Below are 16225 nucleotides of genomic sequence, written 5' to 3'. Positions count from 1 at the left end.
ACGCAATCAATATTCGGTACCCATGTTTCGCTTTGCTACCTGTCTCTCCGTCGCCATTTCCTTAGGGCTCCCCGTCGCCGCCCAGGCCGATGACAAGCCCAAGCAACTCGTCATGATCTCCTTCGATGGTGCTCATGACAATGCGCTCTGGACCAAGAGCCGCGAGATCGCTTCGCGCAATGGCGCGCATTTCACCTACTTTCTGTCCTGCACTTTCCTGATGAACAAGACGCAGGCCAAGGCCTATCAGGGGCCAAAGCAGCGGCCGGGCAAATCGAATGTCGGCTTCGCCAAGAGCGAGGATGATGTCCGCACGCGCATCGCCAATATCTGGGGGGCGCATCAGGAAGGCCACGACATCTCAAGTCATGCCTGCGGCCATTTTGACGGCAAAGGCTGGAGCGCTGCCGATTGGAAACAGGAATTCATGAATGCGCGGATCGCGCTTCGCGACGCCTGGAAGAATGTCGGCCTTGCCGACAAGGAGCCCCAGGGTTGGGAAGATTTCGCGACGAACGACGTCAAGGGATTTCGCGCGCCCTATCTCTCCACCAGCGATGGCCTCGTGCCAGCGGAAAAGGAGATGGGTTTCCACTATGATGCAAGCCTGGTCACCAAGGGACCTGCCCTGCCACAGGTGGTCGACGGCATCTATCGCTTCGGTCTGCCATTGATCCCCGAAGGTCCCGAACATCGCCTGGTCATCGGCATGGACTACAATCTCTATGTCCGCCACTCCAAGGGCGTAGAAGACAAGGCCAATGCCAAGACCTATGAAGACCGCACCTTCGATGCCTTCGAAGCCGCCTTCAACAAGCAATATGACGGTGAGCGCATTCCGCTGCAGCTCGGTTTCCATTTCGTCGAAATGAATGACGGCGCCTATTGGCGCGCCCTCAACCGCTTCGTCAGCGATGTCTGCCACAAGCAGGATGTTGCCTGCGTCAGCTATTCCGAAGCGATTCCATTGATTGCGGCGCGTGGCAAGCCGCAGCAGGGGTGAGGAGCGGTCGAACGAAGCCCTCGTGGTTCGAGACGGCCTTTCAGGCGGCCTCACCATGAGGACGCCTCCTGCAGAAGGCTGAATATTGAATTGGCTTCACGCAACAATGCGCTCCATCCTCACCCTGAGCTTGTCGGAGGCGAGGATGGCCCGAATATTCTAACCAACGAAAAGTCTACGGAGCCTTCTCATCAGCCGTCGGCGTGGATGACGCCCGCTTCGCGTTCCAGATAGGTTTGATCGATCTTCGGTAACGGCTCATCGTCGATCGCTGCCTCGAAAGCCTTCAGACGCTTGTGAATCGACAGAAGCTCGATGATCGTCGTCCAAGAATTGACGAGGTATTGGAAGGAATTGCTGACCTGACCGAAGGCAGTCGCGATCTGCTGATATATACCGTATGTGATCGCACCGGCAACGAAGGTCGGCACCAGCATGAACAATACGAACATCGTATCGGCCTGCAGATAGAAATAGCGCGCGACGTTGAAATAAACGTAGTGGAAGTAGATGCGGAAATAATTGCGCCGAACGTTGGCGAAAAGCTCCTTCACCGTCGTGGGCTGTGCCCGCTCTTCGTGATCCTCACCATAGACAAGCTCCTTGCGATAAGCCGCCTCTACGCGCTGGTTCTTGAAATTCAGCCCAGGAAGCTTGATGCCAGCGACCGCCAGTAGAACGGTGCCAAAGATCGACCAGAAAAGCGCCAGCCAGAAAAGTGAATGCGGAATTTTGCCAATAATCGGCAGCTCCGTTACGTAGGTCGAAAGCGCAAGCAGAATTGGCAGGAACACAATCAGCGTCATAACGGAATTGATGAGACTGATGCCGAGGCCTTCCAGCACACTGGAAAAGCGCATTGTGTCTTCCTGCACACGCTGCGAGGCACCCTCGATATGGCGAAGCTTCTCCCACTTCGACATGTAGAAGTCGTTCATCGCCGTCCGCCAGCGGAAGATGTAGTGGCTCGTAAAGAAATCCGTCAGAATCGAGACGAACATGCTGAGGAACGCGATCTGCGCAAAGATGATCATCAACGAATAGAAACTGTCAGTCGTCACACCCGGCTGCTTCGTGAGTGCAGCCTGTAGCAGATCGCCGAAGGGGCGGCGAAAATTGTTGATAACTACGGTGACCTGAACACCGAAATAGGTAACCAGGATGATGAGCGCAGAACCCCAAAGCGACCAAATCTTCCAGGGGTGGCTCCAGGCGCGAATGTGCCAAGCACCACAGAAGATAACGATGCAGGCAAGAAAGAATCCGTAAAACCAGAGATTTCCCCACAGCAGAAAATAGCTGAGATCGTATGGCTCCTTTCCTTCACCAGGCAACACGAAACCTAGCCGTGTCCCCAGGTCCGAAAAGAACAGATACCAGGCCGCAATGCAGGCAAGCGTCCAGACCACCATTGACGTGAAGAAAGGTTTCGGCTGCGGAAAGAAGGAGTGGAACACGGTGGATAGGCTTCCTTGATCGGGTTCAGACTGGAACCGCAAATGACGTTAATTTGTGGCGAGCCTAGGACAGTTCGCCAAGAGCGGCAACCGGCCAAGACATATTCTTACATAGATGTAATCGCTTATCCCACGATCGTGATGCAGTTGTTCAGCAACGGATTTTCACCCATTGGATGAACTCTCTCCCGCTTTTGAATGATAACCAGCAAGCGATCGTCCCATCTCGCAGCTCGCCTCTTGCAGAAAACTATCTTACGATATATATCTTACGACATGACTAACGATATAAACTCTCACCCTTCAAGGAGAAACGATATGAGAGGTTTTAGAGATCGTCACATGTTCGGAGATGGCTTTGACATCGTCGAGGCATATATCCTACGACACGGTCGAGGCCGTGAATCGCGCGGCGAGCACAGGAGAGACTTCATGAGAGGCTTCAAGGGCGGCATGTTCGGCGGCGGGTTTCGCACCGGCCGCAAGTTCGATGCGGCCGACCTGCAGCTCATCATCCTCGCTTTGCTCTCCGAGCAGCCGCGTCACGGCTATGAGCTGATCAAGACCTTCGAGGAGCGCTCCGGAGGCTTTTATGTACCGAGCCCGGGCGTCATCTACCCGGCGCTGACTTATCTCGAAGAGACCGGCCAGGCCGAAGTCGAGGTGAGCGGCACGAAAAAGCTCTACCGCATCACCGAAAGCGGCCAGAAGCGCGTCGACGACAACCGTGATCTGGTCGAAGTGACGCTCGCCAAGCTCACGTCCATCGGCGAGAAAATGGCCCGCGTCCGCGAGGTTTTCGGCGGTGAAGATGAGGATGGCCGTGACAATCCGTTCGACCGCCATGGCAGCGGCGATGTGCATCGCGCCCGCCACCTACTGCGTTCCGCGCTTCGCTCGAAGTTCCCATGGAGCAAGGCCGAAGGCGCACGCATCGCGGCAATCCTCGAGCGCGCCGCCGCCGATATCATCCGCGGCGAAACGAAGGACGAGGACAGCCCAAAGGCTGGCGATTGAGCTACGGCATGTCGCGCAAAACTGCGTAGCGGTTTTGCGATAACGACATGCTTCATGCGTCCGGCAATGTCAGGATGACCGGCCCGTTGCGGGTAGCGATGATCGTGTGTTCGTACTGGACGGTGGGAGCCTGGGGATCGGCATAGAGCGTCCAGGCGTCGTCGCCGCCCTCTGCCCAGGTTGCACCGAGCGACAGAAATGGCTCGACCGTAAAAACCAGGCCATCCTCCATGATCCGGGTCTCGGAAGGGTCCGCCCAGGTGGAAACCTCGGCGGGCTCTTCGTGCAGCGAGCGACCGATGCCATGACTGGCGAGATTGGCAATCAAAGTATAGCGGTTCTTCTGCGCGAAGGCGCCGACCGCCTGCCCGATCTTCGCAAGCGGCGCACCGCTCTTCACCTGATTGAGGCCGACCCAGAGCGCCCTCTTACCGTCGCGGCAAAGGCGCTCGATCTTCGGCTTGACCGGCGGCACGGTAAAGGACGCGCCGGTATCGGAGAAGAAGCCATCCTTCTCGGCCGATACATCGAGATTGACCAGATCGCCCGCCTTGATAACACGTGGGCCTGGAATGCCATGCGCCACTTCCTCGTTGACGCTGATGCAGGTCGCGCCGGGGAACTTGTAGACCAGTTCCGGCGCCGATTGCGCGCCGGCATCTTCCAGCACCTTGCGGCCGATCGCGTCGAGTTCCAGCGTCGTAATACCCGGCTCCAGTGCCGCGGCCATGGCCTGCAGCGCGTTGGCGCAGATGCGGCCGATATCTTTTAGTTTGGTCAGTTCTTCTTCGGTCGAAACGATCATCTACGGCTTCCGGCACCCCTCGCACTCTCGGCAACGTGCGGCGAGAGGTCAAGGTCGCTTTCGCCCCTTCCCTCCGCACAGTCAATGTCTTTGTGAGGTTTTCCGCCAGATAGCGCAGCTTTCGAAATCCGAAAGGGGTCAGGAACGAGGATCGTCCGCGAGCAATGCCCAGCGTTCATGATCGCACCAGACGCCGCCGATTTTCAAATATTTGGGCGAGAACCCTTCCTTGCGGAAGCCGAGCCGTTTGACCAGCGCAATGGACGCATGGTTGCCCGGCTGGATATTGGCCTCCACGCGATGCAGGCCCACCGCATCGAAGGCGTGCGCGACGGCCAGACGAACCGCTTCAGTCATGAACCCCTGACCGGCGAAACCCACCATGCCGTGATAGCCGAGAAAGGCGCTGCGAAAGCCTCCCCAGACCATCTGACTGATATTGACGACGCCGACAATGCCGCCCGAACCGGGGTCGCGCGCCACCAGCCCGATGTTCGGCCCCGTCACCGTCTGACCGAACCACGCGTCGAAACCGTCACGATCGAGAAAAGGATAGGCCCAGGGCACATGATAGGCGCGACTGGCAATATTGGCGGCGATCAGCTCGTCCGCATCCGATTGCCTGACCGGCGCGATGATCACTTGCGGCATGGCTCGCTCCGTCCTTATTAAGGAGCGAGCCTTACCAAATCGAATCCAAAATCAAAAGCTTCGCTGAAAGAACGGAATCATTTTCCGAACCGCTTCATAACGAAGATAAAGTCCGCCCCAGGCGATCACCCCGAGATAAACGCCGAACAGCAGATGCGAGAAGATCGGGCTGCCGACCCGTAAGTGTGTCGCAATCGCCCCACCGAGCAGGCCCGTCAGCAGGATGGCGCCGAGAACCGACGTTCTCGGGATCGCATAGAGAATGGCGCAGCCGAGCGTGATGATGCCGAGCAGCCGCGCAAGTGCCGGATCGGCAGAATAACCAAGCCCCGCCATCGTCTCGGTGACGACCGAAAGTGGAACAAGCTTGATCGCGCCATCGAACAGCAGGAAGGCGATGACCAGTCCGCTCAGGATCATACCGGTCACGCGCTGCGCGCGCGTGACCGAAGGCAAAGATGAATCAGCAGCATAAGACATTGTCACATCCCCCGGAATTGAATCAGAAATTCAGATCTTGGCTGCCAGTGCTGCGAGCTGCTCGGCGCACTGACCCCATCCCTGATGAAAGCCCATCTTCTCATGCGCCTCGCGATCCTCCGCGGACCAATGCAGCACCGTGGCGGTATAACGGGTCTTGCCACCGTCGAGCTCGTCGAGCTGGATCGTCACCACCATGAAGGGCTTGGCCGACGGCACCCAGGCGCTGGTGAAGGCATCGGTGAAGACGATCCGCTCATTCGGCACTACTTCCAGATAGACGCCGTTGCCCGGATAATCCTCGCCTTCTGGGCTGCGCATGGTGATCGAGCTTGAGCCTCCGGATCGAGCGTCGACGCTGGCTGCCGATATCGTCCATGGCAGCGGTGCGAACCATTGTTTCAAGAGCTCCACTTCGGTCCAGCAACGGAAGATCTTGTCTCGTGGTGCGTCGATGACGCGGGTCAGGGAAAGCTCGTGGCGTTGGCTCTGTTCAGTCATATCTTGCTCCTCTTTATTGTTTGACGCGGCCTGCTCGGTCCATACACGAATGACGTTCGAGACGGTCATTTCCCGACAGCGAAGACGCAGATTTTTCGATTATTTTGCCGCGGCAACAGCATCCGCGCTCAGACGATCGAGCTGATAACGGATATGGGCTGCCTCGGCAGGCGAACGGGCGAGCGCGATCGCTCTGTCGAAGGCGACGCGCGCTTCCTGAGCGCGGCCGAGCTGTGCAAGCAGGCCGCCCCTCACCCCATGAAAATAGAAATAGCTGTCGAGCTGCGCTTCCAGCGGCGCAATCAACGCCAGAGCCGCCTCCGGCCCCTTGAGCTTCGAGAGCGCGACCGAGCGGTTGAGTGTGACGACCGGTGACGGCGTCAGCCGCTCCAGCATCTGGTAGAGAAGATCGATCTCTTCCCAATCCGTATCGGCGGCGCGCTTCGCCCTTGAATGCAGCGCCGCAATCGCCGCCTGCACCTGATAGGGACCAGGCTTGCGGTGACGGATCGCCTTGTCGAGCAGCGCCAGTGCCTCGTCGATCAATGTCCGATCCCAGAGCGAACGATCCTGATCTTCCAGAAGGATGATCTGTCGATTGGCATCGAACCTGGCGTCTTTGCGCGATTGCTGCAGAAGCATCAGTGCCAGCAGCGCCATGGTTTCCGGCTCGGAGGGAAAGATTCGCAACAGCAACCGGCCAAGCCGGATCGCCTCGTCGGCGAAAGCGGCCGCCTCACGATGCGTTCCGCCGGCCGAATAGCCTTCGTTGTAGATCAGGTAGATCATGGCACTGACGAGCGCCAGCCTTTCGCTCCGCTCTACCGCACCCGGTGTTTCGAAGGGAACGCCAGCTGCAGCGACACGCGCCTTGGCTCTTGTAATGCGCTGCTCCATCGCGCTTTCGCTGACGAGGAAGGCGCGAGCGATCTGCTGCACCGAAAGGCCGGAAACGATGCGCAATGCGAGTGCAATCTGCTGCGTCGCCGGCAGATCCGGATGGCAGCAGATGAACAGCAGCCGAAGAATATCGTCGCGATATCCGGAGCCATCAAGCCGTTCGGCCAGATCACTCTCCACATCACTCGTATCGGAGATCGCCTCTTCATCCGGCAGGCTCTGCAACTTGGCCTGCTTGCGCACCGTATCGATGCCGCTGTTGCGGCCGACGAAGATCAGCCAGGCAATGGGATCGCGTGGCGGCCCCTTGTCGGGCCAGGTCTTCAGGGCCCTGAGGCAGGCCTCCTGAAAGGCCTCCTCGGCAATGTCGAGATTGCGGAAATAGCGCAAAAGCGCGCCCATCACCTGGGGTCGGGCGTTGGTAAGCGCAATGTCGATCCAGGCAATGTCGGTCATGTTGCAACGGCTCCTGGCCGGAAGACATAAAGCGGGCGGATTTCATAGGAGCCGACGCCGGGATTGGCGACGGCAAGCTCCTTCGAAAAACCGATGGCTTCGTCTAAAGTTTCGAAATCGACGACGTAGAAGCCGAGCAACTGCTCCTTCGTTTCCGCGAAGGGACCGTCGATCACGATCGGTTCGTTCTTACCCTTGCGCAGGGTCGTTGCCGCCGTCGTTGGCATCAGCCGTGCTACGGGGCCGAGCTTTCCAGCCTTTGCCAGCGGCTCCTGCACGGCAATCAACCGTGCCATCGTCGCGTCTTCCTGTTCCTTGGACCAGGCAAACACCGTGTCTTCGTCGTTGTAGCATAGGATCGCGTAAAGCATTGAGATTCCCTTCTCCCTTTAAAGACGAAGGAATATCACCCGTACCGACAGGCTACGTCAAAAAATATCGAAGAGGATCTCAGATGTTCCCACGCCGGATCGCCAGCATACCGGCTTTCGCATCAAACTCCGCCACAGCGCCGATAAAAACGCTTGCCGGGCTATCGCCGTGCCCGAGCGGCAAGCCGCCGAGGATCGGCACTTTCAGTTCGGTCAGATGTTCACGCAGGATGTCGATCACCGAATAAGGGCGGTCGAACTCGAAGTCAGTAAACTGGCCAATAGCGACCCCTGCCAAACCATCCAGATGCCCCGCCTTGCGCAGCATGGTCATCTGCCGGTCCACCTGACCAGGATACAGACCGATGGCCTCAAGCAGCAGGATGGCACCGTGCATATCCGGCAGCGCCCAGCCGGCCGATGCCGCCACCATATCGAGGTTGCCGCCGATCAGCCGGCCCTTAGCCATACCGTCTGTTGTCAGTCTCGAGGTCGGCTCTTCCGGGCGCGAGCCGATAACGATGTCCTCGGTTGTCATCAGCGCTCGACGCATCGATTCGCGCGTATAAGAGCTGACACCATCTTCGCTCGGCCCGATGGAAAATGCGCCGTGAATACCGACCTGGTGGCAATGTCTCAGCAGGCTCAAATGCAATGCGGTGATGTCACTGAAGCCGATAAGAAATTTCGGATCACGCCGCGCCGCGGCAAAATCCAGTTGATCGGCGATGCGATAAGATCCCTTGCCGCCGCGAGTGGTGAAGATCGCCCGCACATTGGGATCGCGAAGTGCGGCGTTAAGATCCGACAGCCGCTCTTCGTCCGTGCCAGCAAGATAATTCCACTTGCGGAAGGCATACTCACCGAAATCGACGGTGAGCCCCCAACCCTTCAGGATTTCGGCGTTTCTCAGAACCATATCCCTGTCGGGTGAGCTTGCGGGCGACACAAAGCGCACCCTGTCGCCCGGCCGTAGTGGCGGCGGCATCAGCATTGGACTGACCTCTGCGCAATCGAGTGATTCTAAGCTGCGATCTTGGCACGGAATCACGACCAGCGTCAGCCGCAGATTGACCGTTGGCGGATCCTTAGCTCAAGAATTGATGACGGCCTCAGCCGTTATCGGTGCCGGTCGCTTGCCCTTGGCATCGGCTTCAACTGTCCGGCCGGCCTTCGCCTTGCCTGCCCATAACGGCAGGCCGATGGATTGCGACACGGCCGGATCGCTTGTGAACACCGGATAGCCGCGTTCCAAAAGCCGTTCGAGAACCTCGCGGTCCTTGCGCACATGCAGCCGGGCGAGATTTTCCTGATTATAGACATGCCCGCCTGAATCGGGATTGATGCCGGTGATGATCACTTCGGTGGCGCCGTTATAGAGCGCGAAAAGCACGGCATTGATGCCGTTCGAGCATTTGTCGTCGGCGCCGAGTTCGCTGCACTTTACCCCGCCGACCCGGTCGAGCAGTGCCATGCGCTTGTAGCGATCGACGATCTCCAGCTTGTCGTAGCTATAGTTGAACCTCCGCAGACCCTCTTCCAGCCGCTCGCGCTCTTTCCGCCAGAGCAGAACGTAGAGCATCTTGGTCCGTTCGCCGTTCAGAACCCGTCGCACCTCGACGGCATTGGTGTTGGTGCCTTCGATCTGGTTGAACTGGACGAGCGTCACATCGGGCGCCTCGATCCCCCAGCCCTTCGTCACAGTCTGCGAACCGTTGATGGTGATGACCTTGAAACTCTCATCGAAATCCACCGGCCTGTTCGAAACCGGCGCCGAGCCGACGACGAGAACAGGCCCATCGAACCGCTCGGCCAACATTGGCGGCTTCGGCCGGGTCAGATGATATTTGATCTGCCGGTAGTAATGTTTTTTCAGTTCAGAAAATTGAGCAGCCATTATTCGCTTTATCGTCTCTTGAGAAGGCGTCCGCCCTCAAAAGGTGCGGTCCGGCGAAATGTGGCACGGAATCCTCCCGGAGCCACGAACAAGGCGAGTATCGCTGCGCGCACTTATATAAGCAAAATAAAGAAATCTTACACGACATAACCTGGGGTGAGCAGCCGATGAGGGCCGATCACCCCTGCCGTGTACTCAAGGTGCGCGAGACCGCGTTCTTCCAGCCTTTGAGCTTCGCGTTTCGAGTCTTGTCATCCATGCTGGGCTCGAAACGCTGGTCTCGCGCCCAGGCTTTGGCAAAACCGGCGCGATCCGGCCAGACGCCGGCGCGGCTGCCAGCAAGCCAGGCGGCACCCAGCGCGGTCGTTTCAAGGATCGTCGGGCGGTCGACCGGTGCATTCAGGAGATCGGCAAGCCGCTGCATCGTCCAGTCGGAAGCGACCATGCCGCCATCGACGCGCAGCACCGTCTCCTGCCCGTTGCCATTGCGCCAATCCTTATGCATAGCATCCAGTAGGTCGCGAGACTGGTAGCAGACCGCCTCCAGTGCCGCCCGGACGATCTCCTCGGGTCCAGTATTGCGCGTCAGCCCGAAAATCGCGCCGCGTGCATCCGGATCCCAATGCGGTGCCCCGAGGCCGGTGAAGGCCGGCACCAGATAAACCTCCTGCAGCGGATCGGCCTTGGCCGCCAGCTCACCGGAATCCGATGCGCGCTGGATCGCTTTCAGGCCATCGCGCAGCCATTGTACCGCGGCGCCCGCGATGAAGATCGAGCCTTCGAGCGCATAGGTCGTCTCGCCATTCAGCCGATAGGCGATGGTGGTCAGCAGGCGATTCTTCGAGCGCACCATATCAGCGCCGGTGTTGAGCAGTGCGAAGCAGCCAGTGCCGTAGGTGGATTTCATCATGCCGCGTTCAAAGCAAGCCTGACCGATCGTCGCCGCCTGCTGGTCGCCGGCAACGCCGAGAATCGGGATTTCCGTGCCGAAATGCGTGGCATCCGTGACGCCGAAATCGGCGGCACAGTCCTTCACTTCAGGCAGCATGGCAGCGGGAACGCGCAGGATATCCAGCAGCTCCTCGTCCCATTGGTTCGCGCCGATATTGTACATCAGCGTCCGCGAGGCATTGGTCGCATCGGTGACGAAGCTCTTACCCCCGGTCAGCCGCCAGATCAGGAAAGTATCGATGGTGCCGAAGCACAGCTTGCCTTTGGCGGCAAGGGCACGCGCATCTTTCACGTTGGATAGCAGCCAGGAGAGTTTGGTGCCGGAAAAATAGGGATCGAGCAGCAGGCCGGTGCGACGCGTGAAGAGCTTTTCCAGGTCCTGCCGCTTCAGTTTCTCGCAATAGCTCGCCGTGCGACGATCCTGCCAGACAATGGCATTGTGGATCGGCTTGCCGGTCTCGCGATCCCACACGACGACCGTCTCGCGCTGATTTGTGATGCCGAGGGCTGCAATATCCTTGGCGGTGATGCCGGCAGCCTCGATCGCCTTGCGGACGGTGACGAGGACAGAGGACCAGATTTCCTCCGGATCGTGCTCTACCCAGCCCGGCTTCGGATAATGCTGAGTGAATTCCTTCTGCCCGACACCGGCAACCTTCATCTTGCCGTCGAAAACGATAGCCCGTGTCGACGTCGTTCCCTGATCGATCGCCAAGACATAACCGCTCATGCACTCCTCCCGCCTGTTGCGTCCCGAAACAACAGATACGCGAGCAAAACGAATGTGAAAAGAAAGCAAAACGAAATTTTTTCGCTAAAGGATATACTTTTCGATTCACAGCATCATGGCCGAAGGGCCACCAGCATTGCGATTGCCATATCCGGAGGTTTGGGACTAGGCTGAGATCGTTTTGCACTGCAGCAGGAAGCTGCGCTGTCCAAGGAGATGATCATGGCAAGAACAGTTGTCGTCACCGGTTCCACAAGCGGTATCGGCCTCGCCATCGCGGCCGCCTTCGCCGCCAAGGGCGATAACGTCGTCATCAACGGCTTCGGAAAGCCCGAGGAAATCGATGCGATCAAGACGAAGCTCGAAGCCTCCGGCGGCGGCAAGGTGATCTATCATCCGGCCGATATGACGAAGCCTGCCGAGATCGCCGATTTGATCGCGACTGCCAACTCCACCTTCGGCAGCGTCGATGTTCTCGTCAATAATGCCGGCATCCAGCATGTCGAGAAGATCGAGGATTTCCCGATCGAGAAATGGGATCAGATCATCGCGATCAATCTCTCCAGCTCTTTCCACACCATCCGCGCCGCCATTCCGCTGATGAAGGCTAGGAAATACGGGCGCATCATCAACATCGCCTCGGCGCACGGCCTTGTCGCCTCGCCCTTCAAATCCGCCTATGTCGCGGCAAAACATGGTATATTGGGCTTGACCAAGACGGCAGCGCTCGAGCTTGCCGAGTTCGGCGTGACGGTGAACGCCATTTGCCCCGGCTACGTCCTGACCCCGCTTGTCGAGAAGCAGATCCCGGACACCGCCAAGGCCCGCGGCATGACCGAGGAGCAGGTCAAGAACGAAGTCATCCTCAAGGCCCAGCCGACGCACGAATTCGTCAAGGCCGAGGAGATCGGCGCCCTGTCGCTCTACCTTGCCAGCGACGAGGCACGTCAGGTCACCGGCACACACGTCTCGATTGACGGTGGCTGGACCGCGGAATAACCATTTGCGGTTAGGGCCGGATTCGTTCGCGCATCCGGCCCCGGCCAAGACATCATAAACGGGAACGACATGAGCGACAGCATCCGCTTTATCCTCAACGGCGAGGATATCATTCTATCCAGCCTGCGCCCTACCGAGACGCTGCTCGACTTCCTGCGTCTCAACCGGAGACTGACGGGCACGAAGGAAGGATGTGCGGAAGGCGACTGCGGCGCCTGCACGGTGCTTGTGGGACGTTTGATCGATGGCGGGCTGCACTATGAATCCGTCAATGCCTGCATCCGCTTTGTCGGCTCGCTGCATGCGACCCACGTCGTCACCGTCGAACATCTCGCCGCCCGGAACGGTGCGCTTCACCCGGTGCAGCAAGCTCTGGTCGACTGCCACGGCTCGCAATGCGGCTTTTGCACGCCGGGTTTCGTCATGTCGCTCTATGGTCTCTGGCTGACAACCGAAAAGCCCAGCCGGGAGCAGATCGAAAAATCGCTGCAGGGAAATCTCTGTCGTTGCACGGGCTACGAGCCGATCGTCAAGGCGGCCGAGCAGGTCAGCCAGAAGCGGCCGAGCGCTCTCTTCGATCCACTCGAAAAGACCAGGGCCGATATCATCGCCCGCCTCTGGGCGATGCAGGGTGGCGATACCATCGAGATTGCCGATGGTGAGGATCGCCTCATCGTGCCCGGCTCCGTCTCGGCGCTGGCACAGGTGCTTGCCGACGAGCCGACGGCGACCGTCGTCGCCGGCTCAACCGATGTCGGCCTATGGGTCACCAAGCAGATGCGCCGGCTGAATCCGGTCGTCTTTATCAATCATCTGACCGATCTGCAGAAAATCGTCGTCGAAGACGATGGGCTTGGTATCGGCGCCGGCGTCACCTACAGCCGCGCTTTTGCTGTGATCGGCGAAAAAATCCCGGCCTTTGCCAACCTCATCAACCGCATCGGCGGCGAGCAGGTGCGCAACATGGGCACCATCGGCGGCAATATCGCCAACGGCTCGCCGATCGGCGACACGCCGCCGCCGCTGATCGCGCTCGGCGCAACGGTGAAACTCCGCTCGACAGCAGGCACACGCAGCCTGCCGCTCGAAGATTTCTTCATCGATTACGGCAAGCAGGACCGGCATCCCGGTGAGTTCGTCGAGAGCATCTTCGTACCCTATCCCGCCAAGGGTACGCATTTCGCCATCTACAAGATCTCCAAGCGCCGCGACGAGGATATTTCGGCTGCCTGCGGCGCCTTCCATCTGTCACTGGACGCCGCCGGCAATGTCGAAGATATCCGTATCGCCTTCGGCGGCATGGCCGGTACGCCGAAGCGCGCTCGCACGGTCGAGGCGGAATTGATCGGCAAACCCTGGAGTGAGGCAACCGTCATGGCCGCACGCGATGCCTTCGACAGCGACTACACGCCGCTCACCGATTGGCGTGCTTCCGCCGAATACCGCCAGCTGACCGCCAAGAATCTTCTCATCCGCTTCTATCTTGAGACATCAGGCGCACCGCAGGAATTGAAGCGCTTCGAGGTGCTCGCATGATGACGGATTTCAGATTTATTCAACCGTATTCCTTGAGCATGGCACGGTATCTTTCGGGGGATGACTGCAGCCGCTTCCTTTCCCCTTCTCCCCTCGGGGAGAAGGGAAAACGCGGAGGTCTGAGCTATGGACAAGTCTACGTTCGAAGAAGCCAAGGTCCTCATCAACGGCTCGATGCACGGCTCGTTACGCCATGATTCCGCACATAAGCACGTCACCGGAGCCGCCGATTATATTGATGATATTCCCGAACCGGCCGGGCTGCTGCATGGCGCGCTGGGCCTTTCCGATCGCGCGCATGCCGAGATCACCGGCATCGATCTCTCGGCCGTTAAAGCCTATCCAGGTGTCGTCTGGGTCTTCACTGGCTCGGATATCCCCGGCGTCAACGACACCAGCTCCAACGGCATGCATGACGAACCGCTGCTTGCCGAGACGAAAGTCGAATTCCACGGGCAGCCGATCTTCGCCGTCATCGCCGAAACCCGCGATGCCGCCCGCCGTGCTGCCCGCCTTGCCAAGATCGACTATCGCGACCTGCCGCATTGGAGCGATATCGACGGCGCGCTCGCCAATGGCGCACCGCTCGTCTACGAACCGATGACGCTGAAGCGCGGCGAACCGGAAACCGAAATGGCCAACGCCAAGCACCGCATCAAGGCGCAGATGCGCATCGGCGGACAGGAGCACTTCTATCTCGAAAGCCACATCGCTATGGCGATCCCCGGCGAGGACGACGAAGTCGCTGTCTGGTCCTCGACGCAGCATCCGAGCGAAATCCAGCATATCGTCGGCCATGTTCTCGGCATCCCGTCCAACGCCGTCACCGTCAATGTGCGCCGCATGGGCGGCGGCTTCGGGGGCAAGGAAACGCAGGGCAACCAATTTGCGGCTCTTGCCGCCGTCGCCGCCAAGAAGCTCGGCCGCGCCGTTAAATTCCGGCCCGACCGCGACGAAGACATGAGCGCCACGGGCAAGCGGCACGACTTCCTCGTGGATTACGAGGTCGGCTTCGACGACGAAGGCCGCATCCACGCCGTCGACGCCACCTATGCCGCACGCTGCGGCTTCTCCTCTGATCTTTCCGGCCCGGTGACCGACCGCGCGCTGTTCCATGCGGATTCCAGCTATTTCTACCCGCATGTGCATCTGGTCTCGAAGCCGCTGAAGACGCATACCGTCTCCAACACCGCCTTCCGTGGCTTTGGAGGCCCGCAGGGCATGGTTGGTGGCGAGCGCATGATCGAGGAGATCGCCTACGCGCTCGGCAAGGATCCACTCGAAATCCGCCGCGCCAATTTCTACGGCCAGCCGGGCTCCGGCCGGACACTGACCCCTTATCATCAGGAGGTCACAGACAACATCATCAACCGCGTCGTCGACGAGCTCGAACAGAGTTCCGACTACCAGGCGCGGCGCAAGGCGATCATCGAATTCAACCGCTCCAGCCGGTTCATCCGCAAGGGCATCGCGCTGACGCCGGTGAAATTCGGCATCTCCTTTACCATGACCGCCTTCAATCAGGCCGGCGCGCTGGTGCACATCTATCAGGATGGCTCCATTCACCTGAACCATGGCGGCACCGAAATGGGCCAAGGCCTCTATACGAAGGTGGCGCAGGTTCTGGCCGACAGTTTCCAGGTCGATATCGACCGGGTGAAGATCACAGCGACAACAACAGGCAAGGTGCCAAATACATCGGCGACGGCCGCCTCATCCGGCTCCGACCTGAACGGCATGGCAGCCTATGACGCTGCTCGCCAAATCAAGGAAAGGCTCATCGCCTTCGCAGCCGAGAAATGGGGAGTGGGCGCGGAAGAGGTGCAATTCCTCCCCAATCGCGTACGCGTCGGAGAAACGGAAATCCCCTTCCCCGATTTCGTCAAGCAGGCCTATTTCGCCCGCGTGCAGCTCTCGGCCGCCGGCTTCTACAAGACGCCGAAGATCCATTGGGACCGTAAGGCCGGCCGCGGCACGCCATTCTACTACTTCTCCTATGGCGCCGCCTGCTCGGAAGTGTCGATCGATACGCTGACGGGCGAATATCTGATCGACCGCACCGACATCCTTCACGACGTGGGTCGCTCACTTAATCCGGCGATCGATATCGGCCAGGTCGAAGGTGCCTTCGTGCAAGGCATGGGCTGGCTGACCACCGAGGAGCTCTGGTGGGATGCCAAGGGCCGACTGCGCACCCATGCGCCCTCCACCTACAAGATCCCCCTCGCCTCCGACCGCCCGAAAATCTTCAACGTCCGGCTGGCGGAATGGTCGGAAAACACGGAGGCGACGATCGGCCGCTCGAAGGCCGTGGGCGAGCCGCCCTTCATGCTCAGCATATCCGTGCTCGAGGCCCTATCGATGGCGGTCGCCAGCGTCGCGGATTACCGCGTCTGCCCCCGCCTCGACGCCCCGGCGACACCGGAGCGCGTTCTGATGGCGGTGGAGCGGCTGAAGGGGATGTGATTGTC

General features: G+C 59.4%; 15 protein-coding genes. 5 read left to right on the top strand and 10 right to left on the bottom strand.

Annotated elements, in window-relative coordinates; genetic code table 11:
• The first annotated feature begins 22 nt into the window (after window positions 1-22).
• Window positions 23-1003, top strand: coding sequence for a polysaccharide deacetylase family protein (locus tag AC13RC_RS29895; RefSeq protein WP_488559436.1), 981 nt, complete (start codon window positions 23-25; stop codon window positions 1001-1003).
• 191 nt (window positions 1004-1194) lie between these two features.
• On the opposite strand, the gene sbmA is transcribed toward AC13RC_RS29895, so the two are convergent.
• A complete protein-coding gene (gene sbmA / locus AC13RC_RS29890; RefSeq protein WP_113388981.1) occupies window positions 1195-2460 on the bottom strand; it encodes a peptide antibiotic transporter SbmA in 1266 nt (421 codons plus the stop codon).
• A gap of 432 nt (window positions 2461-2892) precedes the next feature.
• Here sbmA and AC13RC_RS29885 point away from each other — a divergent pair, with 432 nt between their 5' ends.
• Window positions 2893-3477, top strand: coding sequence for a PadR family transcriptional regulator (locus AC13RC_RS29885; RefSeq protein ID WP_113388982.1), 585 nt, complete (start codon window positions 2893-2895; stop codon window positions 3475-3477).
• A 52-nt stretch (window positions 3478-3529) separates the two neighbouring features.
• Here AC13RC_RS29885 and map read toward each other — a convergent pair whose 3' ends face one another.
• The 9 genes from map to glpK form a co-directional block, all read right to left on the bottom strand.
• Window positions 3530-4282: a type I methionyl aminopeptidase gene (map, locus tag AC13RC_RS29880; RefSeq protein WP_112720880.1), complete on the bottom strand. Its 753-nt coding sequence runs from the start codon at window positions 4280-4282 to the stop codon at window positions 3530-3532.
• A 138-nt stretch (window positions 4283-4420) separates the two neighbouring features.
• Window positions 4421-4933 (bottom strand): GNAT family N-acetyltransferase, encoded by a 513-nt coding sequence (locus AC13RC_RS29875; RefSeq protein ID WP_113332181.1) that lies wholly within the window; start codon window positions 4931-4933, stop codon window positions 4421-4423.
• 51 nt (window positions 4934-4984) lie between these two features.
• Entirely contained in the window at window positions 4985-5413 is a 429-nt protein-coding gene (locus tag AC13RC_RS29870; RefSeq protein ID WP_113332180.1) for a DoxX family protein, read from the bottom strand.
• 30 nt (window positions 5414-5443) lie between these two features.
• Entirely contained in the window at window positions 5444-5914 is a 471-nt protein-coding gene (locus AC13RC_RS29865; RefSeq protein WP_113352031.1) for an SRPBCC family protein, read from the bottom strand.
• A gap of 99 nt (window positions 5915-6013) precedes the next feature.
• Window positions 6014-7270, bottom strand: coding sequence for an RNA polymerase sigma factor (locus AC13RC_RS29860; RefSeq protein ID WP_113351808.1), 1257 nt, complete (start codon window positions 7268-7270; stop codon window positions 6014-6016).
• Entirely contained in the window at window positions 7267-7641 is a 375-nt protein-coding gene (locus AC13RC_RS29855) for a YciI family protein (protein ID WP_113351807.1), read from the bottom strand. Before AC13RC_RS29855 ends, AC13RC_RS29860 begins: the two co-directional genes overlap by 4 nt.
• Window positions 7642-7720: 79 nt before the next feature.
• The gene (locus AC13RC_RS29850; protein ID WP_488559435.1) at window positions 7721-8635 is read right to left on the bottom strand and encodes a S66 peptidase family protein; all 915 of its coding nucleotides are present in this window, start codon (window positions 8633-8635) and stop codon (window positions 7721-7723) included.
• A 99-nt stretch (window positions 8636-8734) separates the two neighbouring features.
• A complete protein-coding gene (locus AC13RC_RS29845) occupies window positions 8735-9538 on the bottom strand; it encodes a membrane-anchored protein (RefSeq protein ID WP_488559434.1) in 804 nt (267 codons plus the stop codon).
• 178 nt (window positions 9539-9716) lie between these two features.
• Window positions 9717-11219 (bottom strand): glycerol kinase GlpK, encoded by a 1503-nt coding sequence (glpK, locus tag AC13RC_RS29840; RefSeq protein ID WP_488559433.1) that lies wholly within the window; start codon window positions 11217-11219, stop codon window positions 9717-9719.
• A gap of 222 nt (window positions 11220-11441) precedes the next feature.
• Here glpK and AC13RC_RS29835 point away from each other — a divergent pair, with 222 nt between their 5' ends.
• The 3 genes from AC13RC_RS29835 to xdhB all read left to right on the top strand — a co-directional run bounded on the left by AC13RC_RS29835 (window position 11442) and on the right by xdhB (window position 16220).
• Window positions 11442-12218 carry a 3-hydroxybutyrate dehydrogenase gene (locus tag AC13RC_RS29835; protein WP_113351804.1) on the top strand — a complete coding sequence of 259 codons (777 nt, stop codon included), beginning with the start codon at window positions 11442-11444 and terminating at the stop codon, window positions 12216-12218.
• 69 nt (window positions 12219-12287) lie between these two features.
• Entirely contained in the window at window positions 12288-13754 is a 1467-nt protein-coding gene (gene xdhA, locus AC13RC_RS29830; RefSeq protein ID WP_488559432.1) for a xanthine dehydrogenase small subunit, read from the top strand.
• 126 nt (window positions 13755-13880) lie between these two features.
• Window positions 13881-16220, top strand: coding sequence for a xanthine dehydrogenase molybdopterin binding subunit (gene xdhB, locus AC13RC_RS29825; protein ID WP_488559431.1), 2340 nt, complete (start codon window positions 13881-13883; stop codon window positions 16218-16220).
• Window positions 16221-16225 lie beyond the last annotated feature (5 nt).

This window comes from Martinezella sp. CNPSo 3890 (assembly GCF_057784455.1).
Note: the sequence above shows the minus strand (reverse complement) of the source record. Positions and strands in the feature narration are given on the sequence as shown.